Here is a 16,361-nt window from a genome sequence, read left to right on the forward strand (position 1 = left end):
AGAATCTGACCGGTACAGATACCGCCACTTCTTCTCTGTACCGGTTCAAAAACAGATTATCTGAATCTGTTATGGCTGTCAGTGCAAGGTTTAGAATACCAACATGATCACCAGGCCCTTTTCGACTACGCTGAACGGCACTTTCAGGAGAACACGTTATGAGCTATCCCATCTATCAGGTTGATGCGTTTACCAGCAAGATCTTCGGCGGCAATCCGGCGGCGGTCATGCCCCTGGAACGCTGGCTTCCGGATGAAACCATGCTCGCGCTTGCCATCGAGAACAACCTTTCAGAAACCGCCTTTTTCGTGCCCCTGCCAGAAGACGACGAGGCCGACTTCCACATTCGCTGGTTTACCCCGGGCATTGAAGTGCCGCTGTGTGGCCACGCCACCCTGGCCAGCGCCTGGGTCCTCTTCAACAAGCTTGGCTGGGACCGGGAACAGATCCGCTTCCACTCCAAAAGCGGCCCGCTCGCGGTCAGGCAAACCAACGATGGCTGGCTGATACTGGATTTTCCGAAGTTTACACCGGAGGAGCAGCCGACACCGGCATTGATTCTGGAAGCGCTGGAAGGCGCTCCCCAAACCGCGTTTTTTGTTCCGAATGACACCAATTACATGGTGGTTCTGGAAGACGAAGCTGCCGTGCGGGCGGCCCAACCGGATATCCGGAAGCTGAAGGAATTGGGTAATCTGGGGCTGATTGTGACCGCGCCGGGCACGGAGTGTGATTTTGTCAGTCGCTACTTTGCCCCGGGGGGAGGCATTGATGAAGACCCGGTTACCGGCTCCATCCACAGCGTACTGGTGCCCTACTGGGCCAAAAGGCTCGGAAAGAAACGGCTTGAAGCCCGGCAGATTTCCGCCCGGGGCGGTGTGCTGCGCTGTGAACTGAAGGGTAACCGGGTAGACATTGCCGGCCAGGCAGCCTTCTACATGGAAGGCTCCGTCTACCTGCCGTGAGACTGGTATACTGCCCGCCGGGTTTCTTCGATTGGCGGGCAGTATGGCGGCAGGTTCAGCATCTAAGTACGACGTAATCATCATCGGTGCCGGCGCAGCGGGCCTTATGTGCGCGGCCACCGCCGGCTACCGGGGCCGCCGCGTGCTGGTGCTGGACCACGCCAACAAGCCGGGCAAAAAGATCCTGATGTCTGGCGGTGGGCGCTGCAACTTCACCAATCTGAACAGCACACCTGCCAACTTCCTGTCGGATAACCCTCACTACTGTATTTCTGCTCTGAAACGCTATACCCCCCAGGATTTCCTGGAACTGGTGGACCGCCACGGCATTGAGCACGAGGAAAAAGCACCCGGCCAGCTGTTCTGCAAGGACAGCGCAAAGGACATCCTCAACCTGCTGCTGACCGAATGCGAATGGGCGGGCGCCGAAGTTCGCATGAAGACAACCGTCGAGCGCGTCAGCGAAACCGACTCGGGTTACCGCCTGCGAAGCGGTTCCGGTGATCTGATCTGTGAATCCCTGGTGATCGCCACCGGCGGGCTGTCGATTCCCACCATGGGGGCCACCGGCTTTGGGTACGAAATGGCAAACCAGTTCGGACTGGAGGTACTGCCCACCCGGGCCGGCCTGGTTCCGTTTACCCTGCAACCGGAACTCAAGGTACAGCTTGCGCCCCTGTCGGGCGTCAGTTGCCCGGTGGCTGTGCACTGCCACGACCAGCATTTCCGGGAGCCCATGCTGGTGACGCACCGGGGGCTCAGTGGCCCGGCCATGCTGCAGATTTCCAGTTTCTGGGAGCCCGGAGACAGCCTGGCCATTAATCTGCTGCCGGCCTGCAGAATCAAGGAAGACCTGCTCAACCTGCGTAAAACCCGCCCGCAATCGACGATCGGTCAGTACCTGGCGCAACACTTGCCGAAACGGTTCGCCCAGGCCTTTAACGAATTGCAGGGCTGGGCCGGACCTTTGCAGGGATACAAGAACAGCGATATCGAACAGGCGGCGGAAGCCCTGGGCCAGTGGTCCATCAAGCCTGCCGGCACCGAAGGCTACCGAACCGCCGAGGTCACCCTCGGTGGCGTTGACACCCGCCAGCTCTCCTCCAAAACCATGGCGGTTCTGGAGCGGCCAAACCTGTATTTCATCGGAGAGGTGGTGGATGTTACCGGACACCTCGGGGGCCACAATTTCCAATGGGCCTGGGCGTCCGGAGTGGCGGCGGGAAACAATGCCTGATCGAATTATAAGGAGAGATATGAAAACAACAGGTCACTGTCTTTGCGGCCAGATCGTGTTCGAAATTGAGGGCAAGCTGGCACCGATCGAACTATGCCACTGCAGTCAATGTCGCAGGGCCCAAGGCACCGCATTCGCCGCCAATATTCCGGTAGCGGCGAGCCAGTTCCGCCTGCTCACCGGGGAGGACAGTCTGTCAGGTTTTGAATCGTCACCGGGCAAGGAGCGAGTCTTCTGCCGCAGGTGCGGCTCCCCGATTTTCAGCCGGAGAGCCAGCGCACCCGAAGTGCTTCGCGTACGTGCAGGGCTCCTCGACGGGCCGCTGGAGACGCCGCTGGCAGGCCACGCGTTCACCGACTCGAGGGCCGACTGGTGGCAGATCACGGATGACCTGCCCCAGTTCCCGGGCCCCCGTCCTCAGGCGTAGCTGCCGTTCAGAAGCTTGCCGGCATTGGGCACCAGAGGTTTCAGGTTCAGCTCCTTCAGGATCTGATAGGTCGTACAGGTTGCCGCGGACACCACCGGCAACCCCAATGAATCCTCAACCTGCTGAATCGATGCCAGCGACGGCATCTGCACACACGCCGAAAGTACAACGGCATCGGCCTTGCTGATATCCAGGCGCTTGACGATCTCGGTCAATGCCAACGGATCCCGGCGACCTACTTCCAGGTTGTCCGGGATTTCCAGCGCAATGCTGTCCACCACCTGAATGCCCTCCGCCTCAATGTAGTCAATGACCATTTGGGTCAGAGGTTTCATATAGGGCGTGATGATCGCTACACGCTTGGCCCCCAGAATACCAAGGCCCTCTGTCAGAGCGCCGGCACTGCTGACGATCGGGGTCGGGTGTCCGTTATCCACGGTGACACCGTGCAACCGGGCCTGGGATTCGCGGTGGTAACCCGCTCCCCGGCTCATGATAGCCACCAGGCAGGCGTAGCCCATCACGTCCACGGCCGCATCGGATAGCTCAAGAGCACACCGGTCGGACTCGTCGTCCATGGCCGCCAGTTCTTCCCTGGTGACTTTCTTCATGCGCATCCGGCTGGAGTGGAAAGTGAACCGCTCTGGTTCCACTTCCTCGCGGGCCCGCAGCATGGCGGGAATTTCCGTCTCCATGGTGGTGTTGGAACTCGGTACGATCTGGCCGATACGAAAACTTCTGGTCATGTTTGCCTCTCCAACGCCGGGACCGGTCAAGTGTTCTGGTAAATGTCTTTGTACTCATCCCGGAGCTGCTTCTTCTGGACCTTACCCATCGTGTTGCGGGGCAAGGCTTCCACAAAGAAGACCCGCTTGGGCTGCTTGAATTTGGCCAGATGACCCGCCAATGCCTTGATGACATCGGCCTCTTCCAGCTTTTGCCCCGGCAGGAGCACCACAATCGCTGTTACGCCCTCGCCAAAATCCGGGTGCGGCACACCGATCACTGCTGACTCCATCACTTCCGGCATGGCATCGATCACCTGTTCCACTTCTTTCGGGTAAACATTGAAACCGCCGGATATCACCAAATCCTTGTCGCGGCCAACGATCTGGACATAGCCACGTTCGTCGACCAGAGCCAGGTCACCGGTCACAAAGAACCCATCATCGAGCAGCTCTGCCCTGGTTTTCTCCGGCATGCGCCAGTAGCCCTTGAAAACGTTCGGCCCACGCACTTCCAGCATGCCGATTTCGCCCTGTGGCAATGGCTGATGGTCGCCAGTTTCCGGGTTGGTAATGCGGATTTCCACGCCCGGGAGGGGCAAACCCACGGTACCGGCGATACGGTCACCGTCATAGGGGTTGGAGGTGTTCATGTTGGTTTCGGTCATGCCGTAGCGCTCAAGAATGGCATGCCCTGTCCGCTGCTGGAACTGCTGATGGGTTTCCGCCGTCAGCGGTGCCGAACCGGAGGTGAATATCCGCATATTTGCCGTCAACTCCGGTGTCAGGCGGTCATCCTGAAGCAGTCTCGTGTAGAAGGTTGGCACCCCCATAAGTGCTGTGCCCTCCGGCATGGCGGCGATGATCGTATCCACGTCGAATTTCGACATGAAGTACAGGCTGCCACCGGAAATCAGCATCACGTTGCAGGCCACGAACAGGCCGTGCGTGTGAAAAATTGGCAGGGCATGAATCAACCGATCATTTTCGGTGAAACGCCAGGCCTCCACGAGGCTCTTACCGTTCGAACCCAGGTTTCTGTGGGTCAGCATGGCGCCCTTGGAGCGACCGGTGGTGCCCGACGTATAGAGAATGGCCGCCAGGTCGTCATCGCTGCGCTGTTCGATGCCGGTGAATGCCTCCGCGCCGGCCACGACGTCCATCAATGAGCCGTCCGCATTCGTACCCAGTGTCTCGACCCGAGGACACCCGGTTTCGTCGGCAATGGCCTTTGCAGCCTCCAAAGCCTCCGGCTGGCACACAAACAATGCGGGTTCGGCGTCGCCCAGGAAGTAGCCAATTTCGTCAGGCGTATAGCCGGTGTTGAGGGGCAGGTAAACGCCACCCACGCGCAAGGTCGCCAGATACAACAGAATGGCCTCAGGGCTTTTATCAACCTGGACTGCAACCCTGTCGCCGGGTTTGACACCGAGCTGCTTCAGGGCACCGGCAATCCGCTCCGTTATACCCAGCGCTTCGGCGTAGGAATATTCCTTGCCTTCAGGGGTAGTGATGAAATTCGCGCTACCACGGGCCTCCATCCTGGTGGCAAACGTATTAAATAGGTTCTGGTTCATTTCTCAAGTTCTCCTTGGAGCAGCTTCCGGCCAAGCTTACTCAGTTCACGCACGCTGGAGGAGCAGACAATCTCACCCCTGGCGGAGTATTTTTCGTTGTTTCGTTCAATATTTTCAAGCACATACAAATAGTTAACCATTAGGCCTGCGGACTGCTTCATTCCGCTGTCCGAGACATCGCCAAGCCAGTTGATCCGGTACAATTCGGCGCCATTGCCCAGGTGAAACCGAGCCACCGGATTTAGCGGCAGGTTTGATCCGTTCTTTTCTTTCAGCAGGTAACGAGCCGCCAATGGCCGAACAACGTCGTTCAGGCGCTCTGCCAGTTCCGGCTCTTTGCTCCATTCGGGATTATCCAGGTGGCTCAGCACCTCCTGGGCCTCGGGCGTCAGTACGCCTGAATCTTCCTGATAGGTTTTCTCCAGCCAGCTGCGGAACATTGGCAATGGCGAAAGAGTCACAAAGTTCTTCAGATTTGGCAGTTCCTGCTTGAGTTCCTGCACAACCTGTTTGATCAGGAAATTGCCGAAGGAAATACCACGTAACCCGACCTGACAGTTGCTGATACCAAAGAACGCGGCAGAATCCGCCAGTTCAGGGGCATCGATGTCATAACGGTCGTGGGCAAGAATGGGCTGGATCTTGTCAGGTATGCCCTTGGTCAGAGCCACCTCAACAAAAATCAGCGGTTCATCACCGATAGCGGGGTGGAAAAAGCCAAAGCAGCGACGGTCGCGATTATCCAGCCGGCGCCGCAGATCGTCCCACCCCTGAATTTTATGCACTGCCTCGTACCGGATGATTTTCTCCAGAATTGAGGCTGGCGTGTTCCAGTCAATACGCCGTAACACCAGGAAACCCCGATTGAACCAGGAGCCAAAGAGGTGGATGAAATCCGCATTGATCGGTTCAAAATCCTTGTGCCCCTGCATCAGTCTGAGGAAGTCCTGGCGCATTTTCACCAGTTCATAGGTCGCGCCCTGTGCCAGGTTGAGCCGCCGGAGCAGCTCCTGCCGGAGCGGCTCACTAACTGCAAACAGCCGGGCCAGGTTCCTGTTGCAGCGGTCAGTTTTGTATACCCTGTAGGCTTCGTCGATTTTGTCCGGATCGGCCGCAAAGTTTCTGGCCAGCGTTCCGAAGAAAGCCTGCTTATCTTCATCGGTCAGAGACTCGTAGATATCCAGGGCTCGACTGGCCAAAACAATGCTGGCTGCCTCGCCGTCGCTGTTCAGCAGTTCATCACACGCTGCCTCAAGATCCTTATGATTGTATGCCGTTTTCCTGGCGCCAAATTTGCGCTGTAACGCGTCACGCTGGGTGATGCTACTGAACAGCTCTTGCAGAAAACTCATGTTCATAGTGATAACCCCAGTTCCGGCATCAGGTGCCTTCGCCCATAATCAGATTCGGCAGCCACAAGGCAATCTCCGGGAAGAAGCACAGCAGCAGGATGCCCAGAATCATGCAAAGCGCATAAGGCAGGCTTCCGAGGAGAATGTCCCGAAGCGCTATATCGGGGGCAATGCCCTTGATGATGAAAAGGTTGAGGCCCACTGGCGGGGTAATCAGACCAATCTCCAGGTTGATGGTCAGAATGACCGCGAACCAGTAGGGGTCGAAATTCGCCGCAAGAATGATGGGCAAGAGGATCGGTGCCGCCATCACGATGACCGCAACCGGCGGGAGGAAGAACCCGGCAACCAGCAGGAAGAGGTTGATCACGCCCATCAGAACCCAGCGATTCACCTCAAGGTCGGCGATCGCTCCGGCCACAGTCTGAGTGATGAACAGGGAAGACAGCGCAAAAGCGAAAATCTCGGCGGTGGCAATGATCAACATGATCATCACGCTCTCGCGAAGCGCGTCGCGCATGATATTGCCCACCGGTTTGACCTGCCACATGCGATACACGATGACCGCAAGCCCCAGGCACAGGAAAGCCCCGACACCGGCCGCCTCGGAAGGGGTTGCCACGCCACCATACAGCGCAAACAGGATCCCCATCACTACCAGCAGGAACGGAACCACCCGAATCAGAGCCTTGATGTTGCCTTCAACATTCTCTTTGATCTGAGCGGCTGCCTCGGCCACCGGGTTCGGGCTGTTATAGCCACCGGCAAGCTTGCAGGCAATCAGGGTCCAGACCATGAACAACCCTGCCAGCATCAGACCGGGAATGGCTCCCGCTATGAACAGACGGCCAATGGACGTCTCGGTCGAGATGCCATAAACAATCATCGTAACCGAAGGCGGGATCAGAATGCCGAGAGTCCCGCCGGCCGCGATACAACCAGCAGCCACCCCATCGGGATAGCCGCGCTTGCGCATTTCGGGAATACCGAGCTTGCCGATGGCGGCACTCGTTGCCGGCGAGGAGCCGGAAAGTGCTGCAAAAATCGAACAGGCGGCAATATTAGAGATCGCAAGGCCGCCCGGCAGTTTACCCATCCAGAGGTCCAGTGAACGATACAAGTCACGCCCCGTAGGCGACGAAGCCACCGCGGCACCCATCAGGATGAACATGGGAATGGCAACGAAGCCGAACGACGCCACACTGCCGAAAAAAGTTTCGCCAAAATAGATCAGTTCGCCGACGCCACGATCCAGGATCAGAGCTCCAAGTGAGACCGCCCCGAGTGCAAACGCAATCGGTGTTCCGATGGCCATCAATACCAGCAAAACCACAACAACAAGAATACCGCTAGTTACCGGGTCCATGATTACAGCTCCGCTCGCAGAATTTCAGCCAGATATTGCAGCGACAAAAGAGAAGCGCCCAAAGCCACCGGCAGGACGGCCGGCCACAGCGGCGGATTCCAGACGGTGCCAGTGGTCCAGTCGGAAGCGTAGGCCTCATAGAAGTAATACCAGGAGCCGTATGCCAGAGCCAGGCAGAAGGCCAGGCCCACCAGAGAGGCCGTCAACCGCATCAGGCGCTTGGGCAGGCCTCTAAGTGCGTCGGGTAAAACCGTTACTGCAACATGACCGCCAGTTTTAAGCACATAAGGCGTACCCAAGAGCATGGAGGCGGTAATGGCGAAGGTCGTGAACTCGGTCTGCCAGACTGTACTCTCGCCCATCACATAACGGACAAAAACCATGTGGACGACGGACAGAACACCGAGGGCAAGCAAAGCTCCCGCTACAATCGCAGCGGCAACCGAGACGGCATCCATGCAGCGGATATACCCGCCGGGTATGCCTCGCTCTGAGGCTCTTCGATAACTGGAAGATTGGGACATAAAAAAACCCGGGAAAAGTTGTTCCAACCCTGCCCGGCGACGGGCCGGGACAGGGCGTGATGAACACAAGGTTCAATGACAGGTGTGTTATTCGACCGCCAGGGCCGCATCAATCAGGGCTTGGCCATTGGGAACATTTTCCGCGAAGGTTTTGTAGGAACTCTTCTTGGCAATGTCGAGCCATGCCTGATAGTTCTCGGGCGTCATGTTGACAACTTCAACGCCATTCTCGGAGAAGACGTCAATCATCTTCTGGTCGAGTCCGGCTGCCTCTTTGGCAAAATACTCTTCTGCTTTCTGGCCAGCCGCGGACAGAGCAGCCTGTTGCTCCGCATTCAGATTGTTCCAGCTTTGCTCGGAAATCAGGACAGGCTCATACATGAACCAGAGTGCGTTCTCGCCCGGCGCCGTCAGGCAGGTGACCTGCTCATAGATACGGTAGGATACGAACGAGCCTGAGGAGGTGTTGGCACCATCAAGCACGCCTGTCTGCATCGCGGTGTAAATTTCTGACGAAGGCATGGACGCAATGGAGGCACCTGCGGTTGCCAGCATTTCGTCAAACGCCGGCCCAGCAGCGCGAAGAGTTTGACCTTTTACGGTATCCGGTGAGGTAATGCACTGTGTGTTCGAAGCAAAGCCACCCGCAAGCCATGCATCTGCAAGCACCTTGGCACCGGCGTCATTGATGACTTTCTTGATCATGCCCATGAACTCGGAATCGTTCAGGCGCTGCGCACGCTCGTGGTTACGAACCAGCCCGGGCATCAATGTTGCGGAGAATTCCGGATGGCGGCCACTGGCGTAGTCCAATGGCAGGGAAATCATGTCGACTCGGCCACGAACCAGGGCACCCCACTGCTCCTTGGCCTTGAACAGGGACTGCCCCGGATAGACCTGAAGCTCCAGACCAACGTTTGCGGCGGCGACTTCACGGGCCATCAACTGGACCATCTCGTCTCTGACGTCCCCTTTACCACCCGGGAACTGGTGCGATACTCGCAAAACGGTATCAGCCGCGGCAATACCGGAAAAAAATATAGACAGGGAGGCCGCTATGGCCAACTTAGCGAAGGGCATTTTCATCGTTTGGTCTCCGTAATTGTTTTTGTAGTATCAATCAGACTTATCTGATGTATACATCATTAGACTTGATGTATATTCTTGTCAACAGGTATTGACTAAAGTATGACCAAACCAGATTTCATCGCGAGCAGGAAAGAACCCATGAAACGCTCGAATACCCAGAAACTGAAAGATGCTCTGGAAGAAGACATCATCAACGGCCGCCTGTTACCGGGAGACAAGCTGGACCACGATGCGCTCGCCAGGCAGTACGGCGTGTCCAGAACCCCCATTCGCGAAGCCGTTCAGCAGTTAGTGGTCAGCGGACTGGTGAACGTAAAGCCAAAAAAAGGCACGTTCGTCGCCAAAATGAGCCTGGACCAGCTGATCGAGATGTTTGAAGTAATGGCGGAGCTGGAGGGTATGTGCGGACGACTGGCAGCCAGAAGGATTCAAACCGGGGAGCTGGAAGCCCTTCGATCAGCGCTGCTTCGCTGTGAAGATCCCGAGGTGATGGCGGACCCGGACGATTATTACTACGAAAATGAAGAGTTCCACAACTGCATTTATGCTGCCAGCCACAACCAGTTCCTCGCCTCTGAGGCGCGCCAGCTTAAACAGCGCCTGAAACCCTATCGCCGCATGCAGCTTCAGGCTCGCAACCGGGTCTCCAACTCAATCGAAGAGCATCGGAAAATTTTCGAGGCCATTGAGAACGGCAAAGAGCGGGACGCCGAGCAATACCTGAAAGAGCATGTGCTGATTCAGGGCACCCGATTCAGCGACTTCGTATCGCAGGTCAAGACATTTGGTAATTCTTCCCAGGTCGCCTCCTGAGAAGAATTACCTTGAGTGCTTAGCGGAGAACCACCAGCGGCTTTTTGGCGGTTTTCAGCATTGTCGTAGTCGTGCTGCCCACGAGGAACTGCCGGATGCGGGAATGGCCGTAGGCGCCCATCACCAGAATGTCGATATCGTGCTCTTCCTGATAGGCGTGCAAAGCAGGCTCCACATCCCCGGCACGAATGGCCAGAGTGATTTCAGATTCCAGCCCCACCAGCATTTTCTCGGCTTTCCTGAGCTGCTCCCAGCGGTCATTGGTGTCTGCACCAATCATCACCAGGTGCAGAGGCATACCTTTCAGTACTGGGCTGCCAGCCAACAGCTCCACCCCTTTGACTGCGGTCGCGCTGCCATCGAAGGCGAGCATGGCACTGCGGGGCTGGGAGAACTCGTCCGGCACCAGGAGAATCGGGCGGTGCATGCTGCGGATGACTGTTTCCAGCTGGCTGCCAATGTGGGTATCGCGCCCGGAGCTGCTCTCACCGTGCAGGCCCATTACCAGCAGGCGGGTCTGATTTTCCAGAGCCAGCAGGGATTCAGTCAGGTCGCCGTGGCGCTGGCGCTGAACCACGTCGGTAATGCCGGCATCGCGAACCCGCTTTTCTGCTTCATCCATCATATGATGGCCGTGTTCCAGGGCCAGCTTGGCACGTTTACGGTCAAGCTCCGCCAGATCTTCCAGCAATTGCTCGCGGCTACCCAGGCCGATGTTTCCGGCCAGGTCCGGCTCTGCCGGGTAACGTTCTTCGTCAAGCACGTGCAGCAGCATCATGGGGGTTTCCATGTGCTTGCTGGCCCAGGCAGCATAATCGCAGACAGCTGGGGCCGCCTCGGAGCCATCGATACAGGCAACTACTCGTAACATCTCAACCTCGCCTTCATGATCTTTGTGGTTGTTATTCTGACTGCGATCGCCGTTGGATTTTTTGGCCTGTGTCATGTCAGTGCCCCATCAGCTGGTCAACGGCGTCCGGCTTGTCGTGCAAACCAAAGCGGTCAACGATTGTGGCACTGGCTTCGTTCAGCCCGATTACCTCAACTTCCGCCCCTTCTCGGCGGAACTTGATCACGGCCTTGTCCAGAGCACCTACTGCTGTTATATCCCAGAAGTGCGCCCTGCTCAGATCAATGACCACATTATCCACTGCTTCTTTGAAATCAAAGGATTCGGTGAATTTTTCCGAGGAACTGAAGAATACCTGACCAACCACCCGGTAGGTGCGGGTATCCGTTGCCTCATCCAGCTCCGAGGTGACGAGCATGTAGTGTCCCACCTTGTTGGCGAAGAACAGAGCCGCCAGGAGCACGCCGGCCAGCACACCGAAGGCCAGGTTGTGGGTGGCTACCACCACGATAACGGTAACAACCATCACAATGTTGGTGGAAAGCGGATGCTCCTTCAGATTCTTGATAGAGCCCCAGCTGAAGGTACCAATCGAAACCATGATCATGACCGCAACCAGGGCCGCCATGGGTATCTGAACCAGCCACTTGTCCAGCACCAGCACCATAACCAGCAGAAAAACACCGGCAGTCAGCGTTGAAAGCCGGGTACGGCCGCCGGACTTCACGTTTATGATGGACTGCCCGATCATCGCACAACCGGCCATACCGCCAAGCAGGCCGGAACCGATGTTGGCGATACCCTGGCCCTTGCACTCGCGGTTACGGTCGCTGGTGGTATCAGTCAGGTCATCCACAATGGTTGCGGTCATCATGGATTCCAGCAAGCCAACAACCGCCAGCCCCACGGAATAAGGCAAAATAATCATCAGGGTTTCAAAATTCAGAGGCACATCCGGCCACAGGAAAATCGGCAGGGTATCGGGAAGCTCACCCATATCGCCCACCGTACGGATGTCCAGGTTCAGGTACATGGCAACGCCGGTGAGCACAACGATACAGACCAGCGGCGAAGGCAGAATTTTGCCAACCCTGGGCAGCAGCGGGAAGAGGTAGATAATGCCCAGGCCGGCCGCCGTCATGGCGTAGACGTGCCAGGTGACATTGGTCAGCTCCGGCAGCTGCGCCATGAAGATAAGGATGGCCAGTGCGTTCACGAAGCCGGTAACAACCGACCGGGAAACAAAGCGCATCAGGCCGCCAAGCTTTAGGTAGCCGAAGACTATCTGGATCACACCTGTCAGCAGCGTTGCCGCCAGGAGGTATTCAAGGCCATGATCCTTCACCAGGGTGACCATCAACAAAGCCATGGCGCCAGTAGCAGCGGAGATCATGCCGGGGCGGCCGCCCACGAAGGCAATGATCACTGCAATACAGAACGATGCGTACAGTCCCACTTTGGGATCGACACCGGCAATGATGGAAAAAGCGATGGCCTCCGGAATCAGGGCGAGGGCCACCACAATGCCGGCAAGTACATCGCCACGAACGTTCGAAAGCCAGTTGGCCTTTAAGGAATTCACCATAATTTGGGGTTTCCAGTTAGCTGCGAGGAAAGAAAAACTGAGAAAAACCGTCGATTGCATCCAACATAACGAGTGTTGGCTATGGGCATATCGCTCAGGATAATAACCAGAGGGAGAGGAATCTGAACGCTAGGGCGGAAGGATCGTCACAGTATTGGTTTTCTACACGGTTGATGAAAGTCAGGTAACTGCGAATTTCGGGTCGCGAAGCTTACCAGACCCCTCAACGGAAAGTAAGGCGGATGGGGTAAATCCTTAGCGCTGTAACGACCGGTTGCCTCTGCTGCTATCATTAAGATATTCAATCATTAACAGGAGTCTGTACCCGCCCATGGATGATGTTGCCTCCCAGTTTCTGGCCGGAAACCAGACCACGCTGAACCTTGCCGTCGCCCTTCTGCTCGGCGCCATTATCGGCCTGGAACGGGGATGGGAAGCCCGGGAACAGAAATCCGGTGAACGCATTGCCGGCATCCGGACCTTTGCACTGGTTGGGCTACTGGGGGGCATTTCTGCGGTACTGGCTCAGGAAATCACCGAATGGGCGTTTCCGGTGCTGCTGGTCAGCGTAGTCGCTATGGCGATCGTGGCCTACAGTGAGCGCCTCGAACACATCCGCAATTTCAGTATCACCGGCATGGTCGGCATGGTGCTGACCTTCTGCTTCGGCGCGGTGGCGGTTGCCGTGGATCCGGTGATGGCGACGGCCGCTGCCGTCATTACCGCCATCATTCTGGACAACAAGGAAGACATCCACGGCTGGGTCAACAAACTGAAAGAGCACGAGCTGGATGCGGCGCTCAAGCTGCTGTTGATTTCCGTGGTAATGCTGCCCCTGCTGCCCAATGAGAAAATGGGCCCTGGCGGTGTGCTTAATCCCCGGGAAATCTGGTGGATGGTGGTGATGATCGCCTCCATTTCCTTTGTGGGCTACTTCGCGATCCGGGTGGTGGGTACACGCAAGGGCATCCTGTTTACCAGTCTGTTTGCCGGGCTAAGTTCCTCCACGGCCCTTACTCTGCATTTCGCACGTCAGGCTTCGAAAAATCCGCAGCTCAACGCCCAGTTTGCAACCGGTATCCTGATTGCCTGCGGCACTATGTTTCCCCGCATCCTGGTTTATTGCTCTGTAATCAATCGAAACCTGTTGCCGAGCCTGATCTGGCCAGTCGTAGTCATGACGGCTCTGCTCTATGTGCCGGCTCTGTTTATCTGGCGAAAAAACATTCGCGAGCTCCGGATCAGCCAGCCAGCCCTGAACCAGAACCCGCTGGATCTCACCTCCGCACTGCTATTTGGGGTATTGCTCACTGCCATCCTGCTGCTGGGCGAGTTTTTGCGAAACTGGCTGGGCAACGCCGGCATCTACGCCCTCGCCGCCACTTCCGGTGTGGCCGATGTCGACGCCATCACCCTCTCACTGACCCGCATGTCCAACAACAGCCTGGCTATGAACACGGCAGTCATCGGTATCGTGATCGCGGCGGCCACGAACAACCTGGTCAAATCCGGCATAGCAGGGGTCGTTGGCAACCGCCAGACAGGGCTACTTGTGGGCGTGCCAATGGTGCTGTCTATGGCGGCGGGGCTGCTGGTCGCCTGGTTACAGTGAACAGTTACCGGGCTCTGCGAAACGTCAGATTGTAGCGACAGGCTCCAGTCAGCGGGTGGCCACCGGCCTTAAGGGTTAACACTCCGTGGTACCGCAGGCGCGCCGGGCCGCCCCACACCACGACGTCACCATGGGCGAGCGGGACCCTCAGAGGACGTTCATTGCGTTTCAGCCCGCCAAACTGGAACACCACCGGCAACCCCAGGGATACCGACACAATGGGCTGGCTGAAGTCCTGTTCGTCCTTGTCCTGGTGCAAACCCATTTTTGCTCCGGGTTGGTAGCGGTTGATCAGGCAGGCATCCGTCTCAAACCCTGCAAACCCCCCGGCAGCTGCGGCCTCCCCCGCGAGATTCCGGAAAGATTCCGGCATGGCCGGCCAGGGATGGCCTGAAGCAGGATCCTCGGACTGGTAGCGATAGCCCCGGCTGTCGGTCACCCAGCCCTGCTCACCGCAGCAACTCATGGCAACCGACATGGTGTGACCACTGGGGGTTTTCATATGCCTAAATGGCGCCTGCGCCGTAACCTGCTGAATGTCGTTGAGGAGCTGCCCTGCGGCCGCCAGAGCAAAGCGACGCAGCACCACGGCCCCTTCCATCAGGTTTTCCCGGGTCGGTTCCGGCAGTAGTTCGCCAAACAGATCTTGCGTCATAACTTACGCCCCCACAGACAGATTAACGGCGTCGATGAAAGCCTGTTCATGAAGCCGGACTGAAAAACACGTATATTCTATAGGCTGATTCATCCCTGGTAAGGACAATTTAATGCTGTTTGCAATCATCGTTGGCGGTCTGATCGGTTACGCCTTTGGCAAGTTCCCCGGTTTCCTGGTGGGTGCGGCAATCGGCGCCTTTCTCTTCAATCGGCTCAAGCGCCGTCTGATTGGCCGGCTCCAGAACATCCAGTCCGGCTTTGTCGAGTCCGTCTTTGCCGTAATGGGGGCCCTCTGCAAGGCAGACGGTGTTATATCCCGGGACGAAATCCAGATGGCTGAGACCCTGTTCGTGCGCTTCCGCCTGAACGAGGATCAGAAAGCCATGGCGAAAGCCGCTTTCAACCGCGGCAAGGAGCCGGATTTTGACCTCGATGCAGAGCTGAACCGCTTCCTCCAGGCCAGTGGCCGGCAGCCTGCGTTTCTGCAGATGTTTCTTCAGGTGCAGGTCTCAGCAGTTGCAGCGGATGGGGTCGTCCATCCGGCCGAACATGAAATGCTGGTAAAAATCGCCCGCGGTCTGGGGCTGCCCGAGAGCCAGGTGGATCAGCTGGAAGCCATGCTCAGGGGTGCCCACACAAATCGGGCCGGCGCTGGCCAGCCATCGTCCGCCGATCAGATCAGTGATGCCTACAAGGTCCTGGGGGTTCCGCCGTCAGCCAGCGATGCGGAGCTCAAGAAGGCTTACCGCAAACTGATGAGCGAAAACCACCCGGATAAACTGGCGGGGCGCGGTTTGCCCGAGAGCATGAGAGAAATGGCGGAAGAACGCACCCGGGAGATCAGCCACGCCTACGATGTCATCAAAGAAACCCGAAAAACGTCGGCGTAAAGCTCGGAGTAAAAGCAGGAAGCGGCTCAGAACCAGCGCGGCACCCGAATCCGATAACGCTCGTAATCCTCTCCGAACTTGACCGCCAGCGCCTTTTCTTCCTCACGGGCCTGGCGGGTAATTACCAGCACACCGGCCACCAGGCATACCAGCGAGAATACGCTGGGCAGAGCCAGGAAAAACCCCAGTTGGCCCGCCATCACTGTCAGGAACAACGGATTCCGTGAGCGGGCAAAGGGCCCTTCTGTCAGCAGCTTTCGCTGGTCCTTCCGCGGGTCAATACCCGAGCGCCAGTCCTCATGCATGTAAGCCTGCAGGTAGTTCACCACAGTGAACGATGCCAATAGCAAGAACATTCCGGCCAACAGCACCGGCCAATGGTAAAGCCAGCCAAAAACTCCGAGCCATCCGTCAATATCCGCGAAAATCCGCGCCACGCACACACCCAGAATCAGTGCCCGAAACACATTGAAGATATGCCGGTGCCACCAGGGTGCACTTCCCCGCACTCCATAATTGATATGGGAAAAGCGCATTCGCTGGAAAAGGCCCAGGCCGCGGCTGGCGAACTGCAGGCCGATCATCAGGAAAAAGATGCCGAGAAAGTGGCGCACGAGAGGTTCTGCAAATTCCATTGATGTCGCTTTCCAGGGATTAAGCCTGCAAGCTTATTACCTGAAAACTGACTTGAA

General features: G+C 57.2%; 16 protein-coding genes. 6 read left to right on the forward strand and 10 right to left on the reverse strand.

All coding sequences use genetic code 11. The features are described 5' to 3' along the window. Positions 1-158 precede the first annotated feature (158 nt). Genes ACN0XM_RS04120 through ACN0XM_RS04130 form a run of 3 tightly spaced genes read left to right on the forward strand, consistent with a single transcriptional unit; the run spans position 159 to position 2,629 of the window. Positions 159-965: a PhzF family phenazine biosynthesis protein gene (locus ACN0XM_RS04120; protein WP_417565649.1), complete on the forward strand. Its 807-nt coding sequence runs from the start codon at positions 159-161 to the stop codon at positions 963-965. 43 nt (positions 966-1,008) lie between these two features. Next, positions 1,009-2,202, forward strand: coding sequence for an NAD(P)/FAD-dependent oxidoreductase (locus tag ACN0XM_RS04125; protein ID WP_417565650.1), 1,194 nt, complete (start codon positions 1,009-1,011; stop codon positions 2,200-2,202). A 19-nt stretch (positions 2,203-2,221) separates the two neighbouring features. Then, a complete protein-coding gene (locus ACN0XM_RS04130; protein WP_417565651.1) occupies positions 2,222-2,629 on the forward strand; it encodes a GFA family protein in 408 nt (135 codons plus the stop codon). Here the strand turns inward: ACN0XM_RS04130 and ACN0XM_RS04135 are convergent. The 6 genes from ACN0XM_RS04135 to dctP all read right to left on the reverse strand — a co-directional run bounded on the left by ACN0XM_RS04135 (position 2,620) and on the right by dctP (position 9,259). Continuing rightward, positions 2,620-3,375: an Asp/Glu racemase gene (locus tag ACN0XM_RS04135; RefSeq protein WP_417565652.1), complete on the reverse strand. Its 756-nt coding sequence runs from the start codon at positions 3,373-3,375 to the stop codon at positions 2,620-2,622. The two genes, ACN0XM_RS04130 and ACN0XM_RS04135, sit on opposite strands and share 10 nt — an antisense overlap. Positions 3,376-3,401: 26 nt before the next feature. Then, positions 3,402-4,931, reverse strand: a complete 1,530-nt coding sequence (locus ACN0XM_RS04140; RefSeq protein WP_417565653.1) for a malonate--CoA ligase — start codon at positions 4,929-4,931, stop codon at positions 3,402-3,404. Then, positions 4,928-6,289 (reverse strand): malonyl-CoA decarboxylase, encoded by a 1,362-nt coding sequence (locus ACN0XM_RS04145; RefSeq protein WP_417565654.1) that lies wholly within the window; start codon positions 6,287-6,289, stop codon positions 4,928-4,930. Before ACN0XM_RS04145 ends, ACN0XM_RS04140 begins: the two co-directional genes overlap by 4 nt. 22 nt (positions 6,290-6,311) lie before the next feature. Then, positions 6,312-7,649 (reverse strand): TRAP transporter large permease, encoded by a 1,338-nt coding sequence (locus ACN0XM_RS04150; RefSeq protein ID WP_417565655.1) that lies wholly within the window; start codon positions 7,647-7,649, stop codon positions 6,312-6,314. A 2-nt stretch (positions 7,650-7,651) separates the two neighbouring features. Further along, on the reverse strand, positions 7,652-8,173 hold the full coding sequence (locus ACN0XM_RS04155) for a TRAP transporter small permease subunit (protein WP_417565656.1): 522 nt from the start codon (positions 8,171-8,173) through the stop codon (positions 7,652-7,654). An 87-nt stretch (positions 8,174-8,260) separates the two neighbouring features. Continuing rightward, the gene (gene dctP, locus ACN0XM_RS04160; RefSeq protein ID WP_417565657.1) at positions 8,261-9,259 is read right to left on the reverse strand and encodes a TRAP transporter substrate-binding protein DctP; all 999 of its coding nucleotides are present in this window, start codon (positions 9,257-9,259) and stop codon (positions 8,261-8,263) included. Between the two features lie 141 nt (positions 9,260-9,400). On the opposite strand from dctP, the gene ACN0XM_RS04165 reads away from it, so the two are divergent. After that, the gene (locus ACN0XM_RS04165) at positions 9,401-10,075 is read left to right on the forward strand and encodes a GntR family transcriptional regulator (protein ID WP_417565658.1); all 675 of its coding nucleotides are present in this window, start codon (positions 9,401-9,403) and stop codon (positions 10,073-10,075) included. 19 nt (positions 10,076-10,094) lie between these two features. On the opposite strand, the gene ACN0XM_RS04170 is transcribed toward ACN0XM_RS04165, so the two are convergent. Beyond that, positions 10,095-11,021: a universal stress protein gene (locus ACN0XM_RS04170; RefSeq protein ID WP_417565659.1), complete on the reverse strand. Its 927-nt coding sequence runs from the start codon at positions 11,019-11,021 to the stop codon at positions 10,095-10,097. Position 11,022: 1 nt separating this feature from the next. Further along, positions 11,023-12,510, reverse strand: coding sequence for a SulP family inorganic anion transporter (locus ACN0XM_RS04175; RefSeq protein WP_417565660.1), 1,488 nt, complete (start codon positions 12,508-12,510; stop codon positions 11,023-11,025). Between the two features lie 331 nt (positions 12,511-12,841). On the opposite strand from ACN0XM_RS04175, the gene ACN0XM_RS04180 reads away from it, so the two are divergent. Then, the gene (locus tag ACN0XM_RS04180) at positions 12,842-14,122 is read left to right on the forward strand and encodes an MgtC/SapB family protein (RefSeq protein ID WP_417565661.1); all 1,281 of its coding nucleotides are present in this window, start codon (positions 12,842-12,844) and stop codon (positions 14,120-14,122) included. Between the two features lie 4 nt (positions 14,123-14,126). Here the strand turns inward: ACN0XM_RS04180 and alkB are convergent, their stop codons facing one another. Then, positions 14,127-14,777 carry a DNA oxidative demethylase AlkB gene (gene alkB, locus ACN0XM_RS04185; protein ID WP_417565662.1) on the reverse strand — a complete coding sequence of 217 codons (651 nt, stop codon included), beginning with the start codon at positions 14,775-14,777 and terminating at the stop codon, positions 14,127-14,129. A gap of 112 nt (positions 14,778-14,889) precedes the next feature. Between alkB and djlA the strand changes: the two genes are divergently transcribed. Then, positions 14,890-15,669 (forward strand): co-chaperone DjlA, encoded by a 780-nt coding sequence (gene djlA, locus ACN0XM_RS04190; protein WP_417565663.1) that lies wholly within the window; start codon positions 14,890-14,892, stop codon positions 15,667-15,669. Between the two features lie 26 nt (positions 15,670-15,695). Here djlA and ACN0XM_RS04195 read toward each other — a convergent pair whose 3' ends face one another. Then, positions 15,696-16,304 (reverse strand): methyltransferase family protein, encoded by a 609-nt coding sequence (locus ACN0XM_RS04195; RefSeq protein ID WP_417565664.1) that lies wholly within the window; start codon positions 16,302-16,304, stop codon positions 15,696-15,698. Positions 16,305-16,361 lie beyond the last annotated feature (57 nt).

Origin of the sequence: Marinobacter sp., from assembly GCF_048269445.1 — a bacterium.
Lineage (GTDB): Bacteria > Pseudomonadota > Gammaproteobacteria > Pseudomonadales > Oleiphilaceae > Marinobacter.